This is a genomic window from Thiorhodococcus mannitoliphagus (genome assembly GCF_010915725.1).
Taxonomy (GTDB): domain Bacteria; phylum Pseudomonadota; class Gammaproteobacteria; order Chromatiales; family Chromatiaceae; genus Thiorhodococcus; species Thiorhodococcus mannitoliphagus.
This window is the reverse complement of the sequence record NZ_JAAIJR010000012.1, coordinates 1-13,012: the sequence shown is the minus strand read 5'-3', so window position 1 is coordinate 13,012 and position 13,012 is coordinate 1. Positions and strand designations below refer to the sequence as shown.

The 13,012-nt window shown below is 63.6% G+C and carries 14 protein-coding genes, 1 tRNA gene and 1 pseudogene; 9 read left to right on the top strand and 7 right to left on the bottom strand.

From position 1 onward, the window contains the following. Positions 1–11 precede the first annotated feature (11 nt). The gene (gene ndk, locus G3480_RS04555) at positions 12–440 is read right to left on the bottom strand and encodes a nucleoside-diphosphate kinase (protein ID WP_164652488.1); all 429 of its coding nucleotides are present in this window, start codon (positions 438–440) and stop codon (positions 12–14) included. Between the two features lie 469 nt (positions 441–909). Then, positions 910–1,404, bottom strand: coding sequence for a TlpA family protein disulfide reductase (locus tag G3480_RS04550; protein WP_164652487.1), 495 nt, complete (start codon positions 1,402–1,404; stop codon positions 910–912). A 212-nt stretch (positions 1,405–1,616) separates the two neighbouring features. Between G3480_RS04550 and G3480_RS04545 the strand changes: the two genes are divergently transcribed. Beyond that, positions 1,617–2,570: an acetyltransferase gene (locus G3480_RS04545; protein ID WP_164652486.1), complete on the top strand. Its 954-nt coding sequence runs from the start codon at positions 1,617–1,619 to the stop codon at positions 2,568–2,570. Positions 2,571–2,736: 166 nt separating this feature from the next. On the opposite strand, the gene G3480_RS04540 is transcribed toward G3480_RS04545, so the two are convergent. From G3480_RS04540 to G3480_RS04530, 3 genes are all read right to left on the bottom strand, one after another. Continuing rightward, complete coding sequence (locus tag G3480_RS04540; protein WP_240905582.1) at positions 2,737–3,336, bottom strand: L,D-transpeptidase family protein; 600 nt, start codon at positions 3,334–3,336, stop codon at positions 2,737–2,739. 170 nt (positions 3,337–3,506) lie between these two features. Further along, positions 3,507–4,703, bottom strand: coding sequence for a class I SAM-dependent rRNA methyltransferase (locus G3480_RS04535; RefSeq protein WP_164652485.1), 1,197 nt, complete (start codon positions 4,701–4,703; stop codon positions 3,507–3,509). Positions 4,704–4,884: 181 nt separating this feature from the next. Then, positions 4,885–5,376 (bottom strand): methyltransferase family protein, encoded by a 492-nt coding sequence (locus G3480_RS04530; protein WP_164652484.1) that lies wholly within the window; start codon positions 5,374–5,376, stop codon positions 4,885–4,887. A gap of 350 nt (positions 5,377–5,726) precedes the next feature. Between G3480_RS04530 and ybgC the strand changes: the two genes are divergently transcribed. The 8 genes from ybgC to G3480_RS04490 all read left to right on the top strand — a co-directional run bounded on the left by ybgC (position 5,727) and on the right by G3480_RS04490 (position 11,570). Then, entirely contained in the window at positions 5,727–6,188 is a 462-nt protein-coding gene (gene ybgC / locus G3480_RS04525) for a tol-pal system-associated acyl-CoA thioesterase (RefSeq protein ID WP_164652483.1), read from the top strand. 6 nt (positions 6,189–6,194) lie between these two features. After that, positions 6,195–6,869: a protein TolQ gene (gene tolQ / locus G3480_RS04520; RefSeq protein ID WP_164652482.1), complete on the top strand. Its 675-nt coding sequence runs from the start codon at positions 6,195–6,197 to the stop codon at positions 6,867–6,869. A gap of 20 nt (positions 6,870–6,889) precedes the next feature. After that, a complete protein-coding gene (gene tolR, locus G3480_RS04515; protein ID WP_164652481.1) occupies positions 6,890–7,333 on the top strand; it encodes a protein TolR in 444 nt (147 codons plus the stop codon). A gap of 2 nt (positions 7,334–7,335) precedes the next feature. Further along, a complete protein-coding gene (tolA, locus tag G3480_RS04510) occupies positions 7,336–8,616 on the top strand; it encodes a cell envelope integrity protein TolA (protein WP_164652480.1) in 1,281 nt (426 codons plus the stop codon). Positions 8,617–8,631: 15 nt separating this feature from the next. Continuing rightward, a complete protein-coding gene (gene tolB / locus G3480_RS04505) occupies positions 8,632–9,942 on the top strand; it encodes a Tol-Pal system beta propeller repeat protein TolB (RefSeq protein WP_164652479.1) in 1,311 nt (436 codons plus the stop codon). Positions 9,943–9,955: 13 nt separating this feature from the next. Further along, the gene (gene pal, locus G3480_RS04500) at positions 9,956–10,489 is read left to right on the top strand and encodes a peptidoglycan-associated lipoprotein Pal (protein WP_164652478.1); all 534 of its coding nucleotides are present in this window, start codon (positions 9,956–9,958) and stop codon (positions 10,487–10,489) included. A gap of 13 nt (positions 10,490–10,502) precedes the next feature. Then, the gene (gene ybgF, locus G3480_RS04495; protein ID WP_164652477.1) at positions 10,503–11,405 is read left to right on the top strand and encodes a tol-pal system protein YbgF; all 903 of its coding nucleotides are present in this window, start codon (positions 10,503–10,505) and stop codon (positions 11,403–11,405) included. Positions 11,406–11,494: 89 nt separating this feature from the next. Continuing rightward, a tRNA-Lys gene (locus G3480_RS04490) sits at positions 11,495–11,570 on the top strand. Positions 11,571–11,696: 126 nt separating this feature from the next. On the opposite strand, the gene G3480_RS29210 is transcribed toward G3480_RS04490, so the two are convergent. Together G3480_RS29210 and G3480_RS04480 are read right to left on the bottom strand one after the other, a co-directional pair. Beyond that, a complete protein-coding gene (locus G3480_RS29210) occupies positions 11,697–12,596 on the bottom strand; it encodes a tyrosine-type recombinase/integrase (protein ID WP_206171492.1) in 900 nt (299 codons plus the stop codon). Positions 12,597–12,767: 171 nt separating this feature from the next. Next, positions 12,768–13,012, bottom strand: a pseudogene (locus G3480_RS04480) (IS256 family transposase); the annotation flags it as partial.

The window sequence follows — 13,012 nt, the reverse complement described above, 5'->3', positions numbered from 1 at the left end:
CCTCTTCAAGGTTAGCGCGTACGCTCGCAAACGCCTTCAGGGAAGAAGAAGTGGATTTCCACCGCCGCGTTCTCGGGCGAGTCGGAGCCGTGTGCCGCATTCTCGGTGAAGGAGTCGGCGAAGTCCGCCCGGATGGTGCCTGGCGCCGCTTCGGCCGGATTGGTCGCGCCCATGATTTCGCGGTTCTTGGCGACGGCGTCTTCGCCCTCTAGGGCCTGGACCATGACGGGGCCGGAACTCATGAAGTCGACCAGTTCATCGAAGAAGGGCCTGCCTTGGTGCACGGCATAGAAGGCGGACGCCTGCTCCTTGCTCATGTGCAGCATGCGAGCGGCGACGATGCGAAGGCCGGCGGCCTCGAAGCGGCTCAAGATGGCGCCGATTGCGTCTTTGGCGACGGCGTTGGGCTTGATGATGGAAAGGGTGCGCTCAATAGCCATGCGGGCTCCTAAATAGGGCGGTGAGAATAGACAAGGGGTTCGGGAAACGGGCGTCGGGAGGAGATCCGCTGGCGCTGATGGCGCGTGCCGGCGGGGATCGTCGACTGCCTAATAGGCTAACCCTCAAGTGTAAAGGGAGTGTGTCGGAGGAGCAATGATATCCGTGCCATTCTTGCAGTCGCTCAAGCATCGCTGTGGTTCGCATTCGGGGAGGCTTGGGGTGTGGTGCTCAGCAGTCCAGCCAAGCTGCCTTGGCCGCCACGCCTGTCGTTCGCGTTGATCCAGGGGTGATAGGCCGAGTCCCACTAGGAGCCTGTCCGACTTGGGGGGATCGAAGCGAGGAAGTGGGAGAGCGAGGCCATTTCGTTCCGGTTTTGAGGCGCATAGTGGTTCTATGTAACGAAAAAGCGGGGCGAAAGGGACCGTTCTCCCGATTCCGCAGCCGATTCATCCTAAGTCGGACAGGCTCCTAGGGCTGTGAGAGCAAGGACTCGATTTGAGCGCGGATCTTTGGCGCATCGCCCGATTCGAAACCTTCGTGAATGTCCTGTATCCGGCCCTTGCGGTCGATCAGGTAAGATGTCGGCATACCATTGACCTTGTAGAGCCGTGGGCACTTGCCCATGGGGTCGGAGCCGATGGTGAAGCTGACGGGGTGCTTGGACAGGAAGTCCTCGGCGTCCTGGCGCTCCTCGTCCAGATTGATGGCGACGACCTCAAGGCCCTGTCCCTTCAGGTCGCGATGCATTTGCTCGATGAAGGGGAAGGATTCGACGCAAGGGCCGCACCAGGACGCCCAGAAATCGAGGTAGACGACCTTGCCGGGCAGTGCTGCGGGGTCGACCTGGCGATTGCCTTCGAGCATGGGGATCGCGCAGCCAGGCGCTGGCGAGCCAACGCCTGCCGCCTGGACGTTACTCCAGATAAGCGCGATCAGAAGTGGGAGCCAGTGCTTGAGTCTCATGGGATGTCCCTCAGCTTGCTAATGAGGCTGGACGGATGCGTCGGCAGCCGGCCGTTACCCAGGCGTCTTCAATGAGCGCATGGCGGCCGATGCACTCGAGTCGCCATTCTATCTAAGAATCACAACTCTATCGAAGAATCACAACGTTGCGAGACTCCTGCAGCCAAGGGTCTCGCGGTGCCGCAAGCTCAACCGCCAAATCAGGAGATTCGATGAGCCATTACGACGTGTTCAACGGTGACGCGGACGGGATCTGTGCGCTCCAGCAACTGCGGCTCGCCGAGCCGCTCGATGCTGTCTTGGTCACCGGGGTGAAGCGCGAGATCGACCTGCTGCGTCGCGTGCCGGACGAGGCTGACGCCTCGATCACCGTGCTCGACATCTCGCTGGACAAGAACCGCAAGGACTTAGAGCGGCTGCTCGCGGCGGGCGCGCGCGTTCGCTACTTCGATCATCACTACGCGGGAGACATCCCGAGCAGTCCGACGTTCGATGCCCACATCGAAACACTCCCGGACAAGGGCACCAGTCTGCTCGTCGACGACTATCTGCGGGGAAGCCAACGGGCCTGGGCCGTGGTCGGCACCTTTGGCGATAATTTCGACCAGTCCGCGCGCCGTGCCGCCGAGTCACTGGGGCTGCCGGAGTCCGACATCGCCCAGCTGCGCGAGCTGGGCATCTATATCAACTACAACGGCTACGGGCCTGCGGTCGAGGATCTTCACTTCGCGCCTCAGGACCTCTACCAGCGCCTGCATCCCTACGCCGACCCGCTCGCCTTCATTGCCGAGGATCCAGCCTTTGCGGCCCTCCGCGATGGATATGCCGAGGACATGGAGCGATCACGCGCCATCGCCCCTGAGGCGGATGATGCGGGTCACCGGCTCTTTGTCCTGCCGGCCGAGCCCTGGGCGCGCCGCGCGAGCGGGGTGCTCGCAAACGAGCTGGCGCAGGCGGAGCCGGACAAGGCGCATGCCATCCTGACGCGCCTTGCGGCCGGCGGATTCGTGGTCAGCGTGCGTGCACCCATCGCCCGACCGGAAGGTGCCGATGCCTTGTGTCGTCAGTTCGCGACCGGAGGCGGTCGCAAGGCCGCTGCCGGTATCAATGATCTGCCGGAGGACGGCTACGATGCCTTCGCCGCGGCCTTTCGGGCCGCTTTCTGAGCCTGTCGCCCGCAGTCAGCTTGCCGGTCGGGCCTGAGGCGACCTCGGTTTCAGTGACGCAGTGCGCTCCGGCGGCTGCGTGGCCTTCAAGTCCAGAATGACGGGTAGAGTAGGGTGATAGCGGCGGGTTGCCATGGGGTCGCCCGCCGAGTTCAGCCAGCGAAGGCTAGGGGGTGATCTCAATCGGGGTGCCGTCCTGCACCATGCGCCAGATCTCGTCGATCTCGTGATTCTGCACGGCGATGCAGCCCTGCGTCCAATCGCGGCCGAGGTACTGGCGGCGCATGCTTTCAGATTGGATGTAGTTGGGCAAGCCATGGATCATGATCATGCCCCCCGGGCGGTAGCCGAGCTGCCGGCTCACGTGACGGTCGCGCTCGTTGGGATAGGAGATGTGGATCGCCTTGTAAAAGTTGCTGCGCGGATTTCGCCAGTTCAGTACATAGCTCCCCTCGGGCGTGCGCTGATCGCCCTCGCGATACTTATGCCCCACCGGCGAGCCACCGAGCGCCACGCGATATTCCCGCATCACCTGTCCACCGCCGATCAATTGCAGCTTGCGCTGCGATTTCTGGACCACCACGCGCTCGACGGGGCCGGTGTACTGTGGCGGCTCTGGCGCCGTGGCGCAGCCGGTCATCCCCATGATGCCGGCAAGCGCGATCGCAACGAGTGCGAGCAGGGCGTTGCGCCCGGTAGATGGCGCGGAGCAAGGATCGAGGAGGCTGTTTTTGAAGGCTAGGATGCCTGTCTTCTGCGGTCTCATGGGTCTCATCCTGAATCAGGGTCTCATACGCTCAAAACGTTTCGAGATTGACACTAGGAAGTGTATGTAAGCCTCTGAAGAAAATCCATCTTATTTGGGCAAGCATGCCTGCTCGCCGACGGCCCCGTGACCTTGCTCGGGCCGCCAGGGGGCGCCGTTTCCCCTGATACTCAGAACCCCGGGATCACTCTCAGGAAGAAGGTCTTGAGATAGGCGGTCTCTGGGATGGCGGGATGCACGGGGTGGTCGGGGCCTTGCTGACCGGCCTCCAACAGCTGCAGGCTGCGGCCGGCGCGGCGCGCGGCCTGCTGGACGGTGCGGAGGAATGTGTCGCGCCCCATGTGGAAGGAGCAGGACGAGGTGATCAGCAGTCCGCCTGGCTCGAGGACTTCCATGCCGAGTCGGTTGAGTCGTTGGTAGGCCTGTGTGCCGTCCTTTTCGTCCTTGCGGCGCTTGATGAAGGCGGGCGGGTCGAGAATGACCGTGTCGAAGCGGCGGCCTTCGTCACGCAGGGCGCGCAGGACCTCGAAGGCATCGCCATGAAGGCCCTGCACTCGACCGTCCAGCTTGTTGAGCGCCGCATTGTCCGCGACGCGTTCGAGGGCGCTCTGCGAGACGTCGACGCAGGTCACTGCTTTCGCCCCCAGGGCAGCGGCCCGCAGCCCCCAGGCGCCGATGTAGCTGCAGACATCGAGCACACGCTCGCCGACGCCGTAGCGCGCGAGCCGACCGCGATTTTCGGCTTGGTCGAAGAACCAGCCTGTCTTCTGCCCCGTCAGCGGCGAGACGACCAGTTCGAGTCCGTGCTCGACGATCGGCACCGCATCCTCGGGCTCGCCGAGGATGCTTTCGACGCCCTGAGCCAAGCCTTCGAGTTCGCGCACGGCGGTGTCGTTGCGCAGCACCATCGTCTTGGGCCGGATGATCTGCTCCAAGGCGGCCAAAATCTCGCCGCGCTCGCGCTCCATCCCGGCGGTCGTGATCTGAACGGCGAGCAGGTCACCATAGCGATCGACGATGAGCCCCGGCAGACCGTCGCTCTCGCCGAACACCAGTCTGTAGAAGGGTTTGTCATAGAGCCGTTCGCGCAGGCTGAGCGCATCGTGGATGCGCTTGAGCCAGAGGGCCGGGCTGAGCGGCTGATCCGGATCGCGGCTGACGATGCGCGCGCAGAGCAGGGCGCGCGGGTTGGCGTAACCATGCCCGATCCAGCGCTCCTGGCGACTCAGTATCTCGACCGGCTGGCCTGGTTCCAGGGTTTTCAGTGGGGTCGCTTGCGTATCGACCTCGTTGCTGTAGATCCAGCAATGGCCGGCGAGCAGGCGGCGCTCCTGGTCTTTGCGCAGGATGAGTGGCTGAGTCGTCATGATGACCTTTGCGTTCGGGCTGTTGTCTCGCGACAGGCGGCGAGTGGATCCACTTGTTCACTGGAAAGAGTAAGCACCAAGACTATCAGATGGCGCACCGCTTGAGTGCGCTGTAGAAAGGAGAGCGGGTCTGATGGTTCTGGTGCGATCCTCGCTTCGCCCCCCCAAGCCGGACAGGCTCCTAGTAGATCCAGGGGACGAACTTCTTGACCCGCTGAGCGTAGTCCGCGTACTCCGGATGTCGCTCGGTCAGCCAAGCCTCTTCCTTGCCGGATTTATAATCGAAGAAGAGAAAGCCAAGGATCAGGATCGCGAGGTGCGTCAAGCTCAGGGTGAAGGCTGTCCAGCCGAGCGCGATGAATAGTTGGCTGCTGTACAGCGGGTGCCTCACCCAGGCGTAGACGCCATGCTGCACCAGCTGGTTGTGATCGACCGGGTAGGGCAGTGGGGTCAGATACTCGCGGATGTGGACGGACCCGAGACCGCCCATGATCAGCGAAACGGTGCCGAACAGGGCTAGGGCCCCCCAGCGCGCCGGCTCGAGGGCGTCCAGCAGGCCCTGGGTCGCCAGGGGATTCCAGCGCGGGGCAAGGATGAAGGCGAAGAAGAGGACGAATTGCAGTACGACGAGGTATTCGCCGCGATGGCCGCGAAGGAAATGAAGGGATGGCATGGGTTGCTCCTTGAGCGAGGTCGTTTGGATTATCTTGATCACAGGTTCGTGACTTTGAACCGCAAAGGCGTGAAGGACACGAAGGAAAACAAGGGTTTGATTGACGCCCAGCGGCCATTCTGCGGATGCCTGTCATCGCTTGCGCGACCCATAGAAAGCGCTCGGGATCCGCATCGGGCGCGTCGATCTCGGGCGGCCGGCTTGCGAAGGTGCGCGGGACTGGGCTCCTCAATGGCGTCGGCATGGGTCAGACCTCGGGGATGTCTTTGAATTCCGCAAGGTGTCGGCGAGAGGCATTTTCGATACACTCCTGCCTTTTTGGGCAGCTGCCCCCCAGTCAGTTTGCAAGCATGTCATCTTCAGCGGATTCGCCCAATACAACCTTCGACTGGCCCGTGCGTGTCTATTACGAGGACACGGATGCCGCTGGCGTCGTCTACTACGCCAATTATCTGCGCTTCATGGAGCGTGGTCGCACCGAATGGCTGCGTGCCCTTGGCTACGAGCAAGACGTGCTGCGCGAGCGCGAGGGTATCCTCTTTGTGGTGCGCAGTGTCAGCCTCGACTACTTGGCCTCGGCCCGGTTCAATGATCTGCTGACCGTGAAGTCTGCGGTTCCGCATCATGGCGGCGCCAGTCTGGAGTTCGAGCAGAGCATCATCCGCGACGCGGACCAGACCTGCTGCTGCCGCGGGCGTGTGAAAGTGGCGAGTCTGGATGCTGCCACCATGCGCCCGCGGCGCATGCCGCCTCATCTGCTTTCCGGAATTCTCTCAGGTCTCGCGCGTCAAGCACACGCGCCCACGGAGTAACGTGCAATGAGTACCGATCTGTCGTTGCTGAGTCTGGTGCTCAACGCCAGCGTCGTCGTCCAGCTGGTGTTGGTTGTCCTGCTACTGGCATCCGTCATCTCATGGACCATGATACTCGACCGCGGGCGCGTCCTGGGTCAGGCCCGCAAGACGGCCAACAGGTTCGAGGAGCGTTTCTGGTCTGGCGGTGACCTGAGCGCCCTTTACAAGGAGCTGGGCGAAGAGGGCAAGGGGACGCGCGGCCTCGCGTCGATCTTCCGGGCGGGCTTCAAGGAATTCGTGCGGCTGCGCAAGACGGAGGGGAACGACATGATGGCGGTCCTGCAAGGCTCCGAGCGTTCCATGCGGGTTGCCATGAGTCGCGAGGTGGATCGGCTGGAGACCAACCTGGCCTTCCTCGCGACCGTTGGCTCGACCAGTCCTTACGTCGGGCTCTTTGGGACCGTTTGGGGCATCATGCAGGCCTTTCAGGCGCTCGGAAACGTCGAGCAGGCGACGCTCGCGCTGGTGGCGCCCGGTATCTCGGAGGCGTTGATCGCCACCGCCATCGGCCTTTTCGCCGCCATCCCGGCGGTGATCGCCTACAACCGCTATTCGAACCAGGTCGAGCGCCTGAACAACAGGTACGAGGAGTTCGTCGAAGAGTTCTCGACCCTGCTCCAGCGCCAAGGCCGTAGCTGAGCGATCCGGAGCCTTCCCCCATGGTCAAGCATATGCGCAGCCGCAACCGCCGTCGCTTGATGGCGGAGATCAATGTGGTGCCTTACATCGACGTGATGCTGGTGCTGCTCGTCATCTTCATGGTCACGGCGCCGCTCATCACCACGGGCATCAAGGTGAATCTGCCGCAGGAGAAGGCCGGCGGCATCGCTAGCCCGACCACGGAGTCGGTCGTCATCACCGTCGATCAGTTCGGCGATTACTACATCGATGTCGGCAAGGAGAAGAATCAGCCGGCGAGCGAGCAGATCCTTTTCGAGCGCGTGCGCACGGTGCTCGAGTATCGACCGGAGACGCCCATCCTGGTTCGGGCGGACAATCGGGTCGACTATGGTCGGGTCGTGCGCGCCATGGTGATCGCTCAGGCTGCGGGCGCGCCTGAGGTTGGGCTCATCACCGTGCCGCCGGAGCGCGCCGAGCCCTAACCATGTGGGAGATCCTGCGCCGCAATCGGCGGGCCTTTTTTTGGTCGCTTGGGCTACATGTCCTCTTCGCCCTGCTGTTCTTCGTCGGTGTGGATCTGACCCCACCTCCGGTGGACGCGGGCGCGAAGGCCCGTGTGGTGAAAGCCAGTATCGTCTCGGATCGCGCGCTCGATGCCCTGATCGAGGAGATTCGCTCAGAGACCGCGCCGCGTCCGGCCGATCAGGAGCTGACGCCAGAACCTGACGCGGCCGAACTTGAAGCACAGCGACAGGCGGCCGAGGAGGCCAAGCGTCAGGCCGAGCTTGCGGCCCAGCGCGAGGCGGAGGCCGCCAAGCGTGAGGCGGCGCTAGCCGCGCAGCGTCAGGCCGAGGAGGAAGCCAGACGGCAGGCTGAACTTGAGGCGCAGCGTCAGGCCGACGAGGCCGCGCGCCGCCGCGAGGAAGCGGCACGTCGCGAGGCAGCTGAAGCAGCCCGGGTCAAGGCGGAGGCGGAGGCCGAGGCGAAGCGCCAAGCGGCAGAGCAAGCGCGTCGCCAAGCGGAGCAAGAACGGCAGGCGCGAGCGGCACGGCAGCGCGCCGAGGCCGAGCGGCTCCGCGCCGAGGAAGAGGCTCGTCGACAGGCCGAAGCCCTGGCACGTCGTCAGGCGGAGGAGCAACGCCAAGCCGAAGAGGCACGCGCCCGTGCCGAGGCCGAGCGTCGCCAAGCCGAGGAGGCCGCGCGCCAGATGGCCTCGGAGCGCGAGCGGCTGCGCCAGGAGGCCGAGCAGCGCGCTGCCGAGGAGCAGGCCAGGCGCGAGGCCGAGCGCCAACGCCAGCTCGCGGAAGAGGCGGAGCGACTGGCTGCGGAAGAGGAACGCCGGCTTGCCGAGGAGGTCGAGCGGCAACGCCGCGAGCAGCAGGCGCGCGAACGTGCAGACGAGGAGCAACGTCAACTGGCGGCCGAAGAGGCTCGGCGTGCGCGTGAGCAGGACCTGCTCTCTCAACTCATGGCCGAGCAAGTCTCCCGCGAGGCCGAGCGCTACATCCCGGTCATCAAGGACCGTGTGCGGCAATATTGGGTGCGGCCGCCGGCGGCTGATGCCAGTCTCAGCGCCGTGGTCTCGGTGCGCCTGATTCCGGGTGGCGATGTCATTCCCAACAGTGTCCGCATCGAGCGCGGCAGTGGCAACACGGCCTTCGACCAATCGGCCATTGCCGCCGTGTACAATGCCTCACCCTTGCCTGTCCCCTCGGGACCGCCCTTCGAGCGCTTCCGCGAGTTCTCCTTCACCTTCACGCCTTAGCTAGGACCACGCATCATGAGTCGAACGCCGCAGTTGCTGCGCCTCCTGCTTGTCGCCGTCTTGAGCCTTTCCGGGATCGGTCTCGCGGTGGCCGCGCCGCGACTCAACATCCAGATCACCGGCGGGGTCGAGGCCGCCCAGCCGATCGCCGTCGTGCCCTTCGGGGTCTCCGAGGGACTGATTCCGCCGGTCGACATTGCCTCCATCGTGAGCGCCGATCTTGCGCGGACCGGTAAATTCAGGCCCATGCCGACGCGCGACATGCTGGATATGCCCTCGCGCCATGAGGAGGTCGATCTGCGGGATTGGAGCCTGCTGGGGGTGAACAATCTGGTGATTGGCCGCGTCGAGGCGGACAGCGCTGGCTTTCGCGTTAGCGTCGCCCTCTATGACGTCTTTCGCGGCAACGAAATCACCAGCGAGACGCTCGTCAGCACCAAGAACGGCATGCGCGCCACGGCGCACCGCATCGCCGACCTCATCTACGAGAAGCTCACCGGCCAGAAGGGCGTCGCCTCGACGCGCATCGCCTACATCACCTCCACCGGAAGCGGCGACAGCCTGAAGGTCACGCTGCGCGTCGCGGACGCCGACGGCTACAATCCGCAAACGATCGTCTCCTCTAGCGAGCCCATCATGTCGCCGGCCTGGTCGCCGGACGGCAGGCGGCTCGCCTATGTCTCCTTCGAGAACAAACGCCCCGCGATCTATGTGCAAGAGCTGAATTCCGGCCGCCGCGAGCTGGTCGCCAGCTATCCAGGCATCAACGGCTCACCGGCGTTCTCGCCAGATGGCACGCGTCTCGCCATGACGCTGTCAAAGGACGGCAACCCGGACATCTACACCCTGAATATGTTGAGCCGTGAGCTGGTGCGCTTGACCGATCACTACGCGATCGACACCGAGCCGGCCTGGTCCCCGGACGGCCGCTCCATCATCTTCACCTCGGACCGCGGCGGCAGTCCGCAAATCTACCGCATGCCAGCCTCGGGCGGGCCGACGGAGCGTGTCAGCATCGACGGTGACTACAACGCGCGTGCCTCCTACTCGCCGGATGGGCGCTCCATCGTCATGGTCACTCGTGTCAATGGCTCCTTCCGCATCGCGGTGCTCGATACCCAGCGCGGGATCACGCGGCTGCTGAGTAAAGGCGATCTGGACGAGTCACCAAGTTTCGCGCCCAACGGCAGCATGGTAATTTACGCCACCACGAGCGGGAGTCGCGGCGTCCTGGCCGCAGCCTCGGTCGAAGGCGGTGGCGGCCAACGGCTTTCACAGGACTCGGGCCAGGTTCGCGAACCCGCCTGGTCCCACTTCATGCGCTAAGGAGCCCAGCGTCATGCATGGTTCTTCCCGATTCCTTTTACTTTGCCTGGCCTTGATCGGCCTCGGCGGATGCGCCACTGCACCGCCGCCGCCTCTGCCCGAGCCGATGGCCGAGAATACTGCGCCTCTCCCGACTCGGACGGTTCCCGAAGTCAGCACGGCGCCGGTCGAAACCACTCGACCGACCTACGCCGGACCTTGGGAAGATCCCTCGAATCCGCTGTACGAACGGACCATCTACTTCGACTATGACAGCGCGGAGATCAAGCCCGAGTATGTCACGCTGATGCGCACTCATGCCCGCTATCTGGGCAGCCATACCGACACCCGCGTCACCCTCGAGGGGCACACCGACGAGCGCGGCACACGCGAGTACAATCTGGCGTTGGCGGATCAGCGCGGCGAGTCCGTGCGGCGCTTCATGCTTGCAGAGGGCGTGCTGCCGGATCAAATGGCGACCCTGAGCTATGGCGAGGAGCGCCCCGTCGAGCTTGGGCACAATGAGCAATCCTGGCGGCGCAATCGCCGCGTGATCATTCAGTATTGAAGGAAGCTGTCTTATGAAGTTTTTCGCGCCGCAGGTTGCACTGATCGTCACTGGATTGACGACCGCGTTGTGGCTCGAGGTCGCTTCGGCGGCAGACCCAGCGCTGGAAGGGCGCATCGGGCGGCTCGAGCGAATCCTGGAGAATCAAACCGGATCTGAACTCTTGCTGCAGGTCCAACGCCTGCAAACCGAGATGCAAGAGCTGCGTGGCATGGTCGAGCAGCAGCGCTTCGACGTCGAGAAGCTTCAGCGTCAGCAGCGCGATCAGTTCATCGATCTCGACTCGCGACTGAGCGGCTCCGCGACCGGCGGGCAACCCGCGCGGCTGGGCGGTTCCGCCGCCATCGGCGAGGCCAAACCGACCCTCCCGCCGGGCATGGTCGATGCCAGCGCTGGGGGCTTCGGCGCGGCGGGCACCGTGAGTCAACCGCAGGCACCTGAAGCGCCTCAGTCACCGCTGAGTCCAAATCCCACGGGGATCCCCGCGCTGCCCTCGCCGGAGACCATCGGCGGGAGCGAGCGAGACCTCTACAGCCACGGATTCGAGCTGCTCAAGGACCGCAAGTATGAAGAATCCAAGGTGGCCTTCAACGAACTGCTGCGCCGCTATCCCCAGGGCGAGTTCACGGACAATGCCCGCTATTGGCTGGGCGAGACCTACTATGTGATGCGCGACTATCCCGCGGCACTGGCGGAGTACGATCGCCTGGTCCAGCTCAACCCGAGCAGCCCCAAAGTGCCTGGGGCCATGCTCAAAGTCGGCTTCATCCAATACGAGCAAAAGGACTACGATCAGGCCAAAAGCACCCTCGAGCAGGTCGTTCGCAACTACCCCAACAGCACCGAGGCCCGACTCGCCCGCAGCCGCTTGGAGCGCATCGGCAACGCGGGGGCCGCCGCAGCTCAACGCCCCTGAGCGAATGCCGTCTGCCGACCTGGGCGGCGTGACGCCGCGCGACTCATACTTGAAAAACCACGGCGTTCGACTATAATTGACAGTCCTTCGCGCCCTTAGCTCAGCTGGTAGAGCATCTGACTTTTAATCAGGTGGTCGTGCGTTCGAGTCGCACAGGGCGCACCAAATAAAAGCTGTAACATCAAGGGGATGTCTCATTTTGAGCGTCCCCTTTTTGTTGTTATGGGGCTTGGGTGTGCCGGAAAATGTGCGGTCTCCCCTCGCCCTCTCTCTTCGCCACTGTCCTTGAGATCAGCAAGCTGAGTGCTGGAAGCGCTCCTGACAGGTCTCGCTTGCGCGTGATGTGCCGGAGTCCAGAGTTCGCATGCCCGTCTCGATACGTGCGGCGTGCTCCGCCAAGTGCTCTGGTGCGAGATGGGCGTACTTGCGAACCATCTCGAAACTGGTCCAGCCGCCCAACTCTTGGAGCACGTGGAGGGGTGTGCCCGACTGCACGTGCCATGAAGCCCACGTATGACGTAGGTCATGCCAGCGGAAGTCCTCGATGGCAGCCCTTTTCAGGGCCTTTTTCCAGGCGGCTGTCCCCGCTTTCGTGATCGGCGTCCACTCCGTTTCGCCCTGGGTATTGTTTCGTTGATAGACGAAGACCCGTTGTGGATGACGTCCCTCCCAACGCCTGAGGACTAGCACGGCGTCGGTATTGAGAGGCACGCCGATCGCGCGGCGTGCCTTGGCTTGGTCTGGATGGATCCAGGCGACACGTCGCTCCAGATCGACTTGACTCCATTCGAGTCCGGTCACATTCGCCTCCCGTAGTCCGGTGGACAGGCTGAATCGGACCATGTCGGCGAGATGCTCAGGAAGCTGCCCGATGAGCCGGTCTGCTTCCGCATGAGTTAGCCATCGAATCCGTTGCTTTGACTCGGGTAGGAGTCGGACGGAAGGGGCGCGCTCGAGCCATCCCCATTCGCGCTCCGCGCGGCGCAGGATGGCGCGCACGAGAGCCAGCATCCGGTTGGTCGTCGCATTGCTAGCGCCCTTCTGACGCTTTGATTTCGCCACCTGATCCAGCCGATCACGGTCAATGTCATCCAGCGACAGGCCGGCCAGATGCGTGTCCAGCCATCGCAGGTGACAGAGATCGTCCTCATGGCTCGCCTTATGTGCTGTCTCCTCAATCCAGCGGACCACGGCCTCTTGCCATGTGTGATGTGGCCGCTGTCCGAGACGCTCTTCTCGCCATCGCTCCTGCTTCCGCTTTGCTTCGTACTCTTCGGCGGCCTTCTTGTCTTCGTGTGCCAGTAGACTGGCGTACAGGAGCTATTGTCAAATCTGGTGTATGCCAGCTGAGGGTGCCTTGGATCAGGCGGCGTCCCGTTGCTCCTCCGGTGGGTCGTCCGTTACCGGCATTCCATCTTCGTAGCGTGTTCCCGCCAGCAGATCCTTGAGCTTCTCCGGGGCACGGATGCGTCGCCAGGACTTGGCGGCCTCCTCGGCGAGCTTGAAGGCGAGTCCCAGGAAGGTCTTGCGGGTGACGCAATTCTTGGTCTGGTGCGTGCGATGGCGCACGGTCGCAAAACTGGATTCGATCGGGTTGGTGGTGCGCA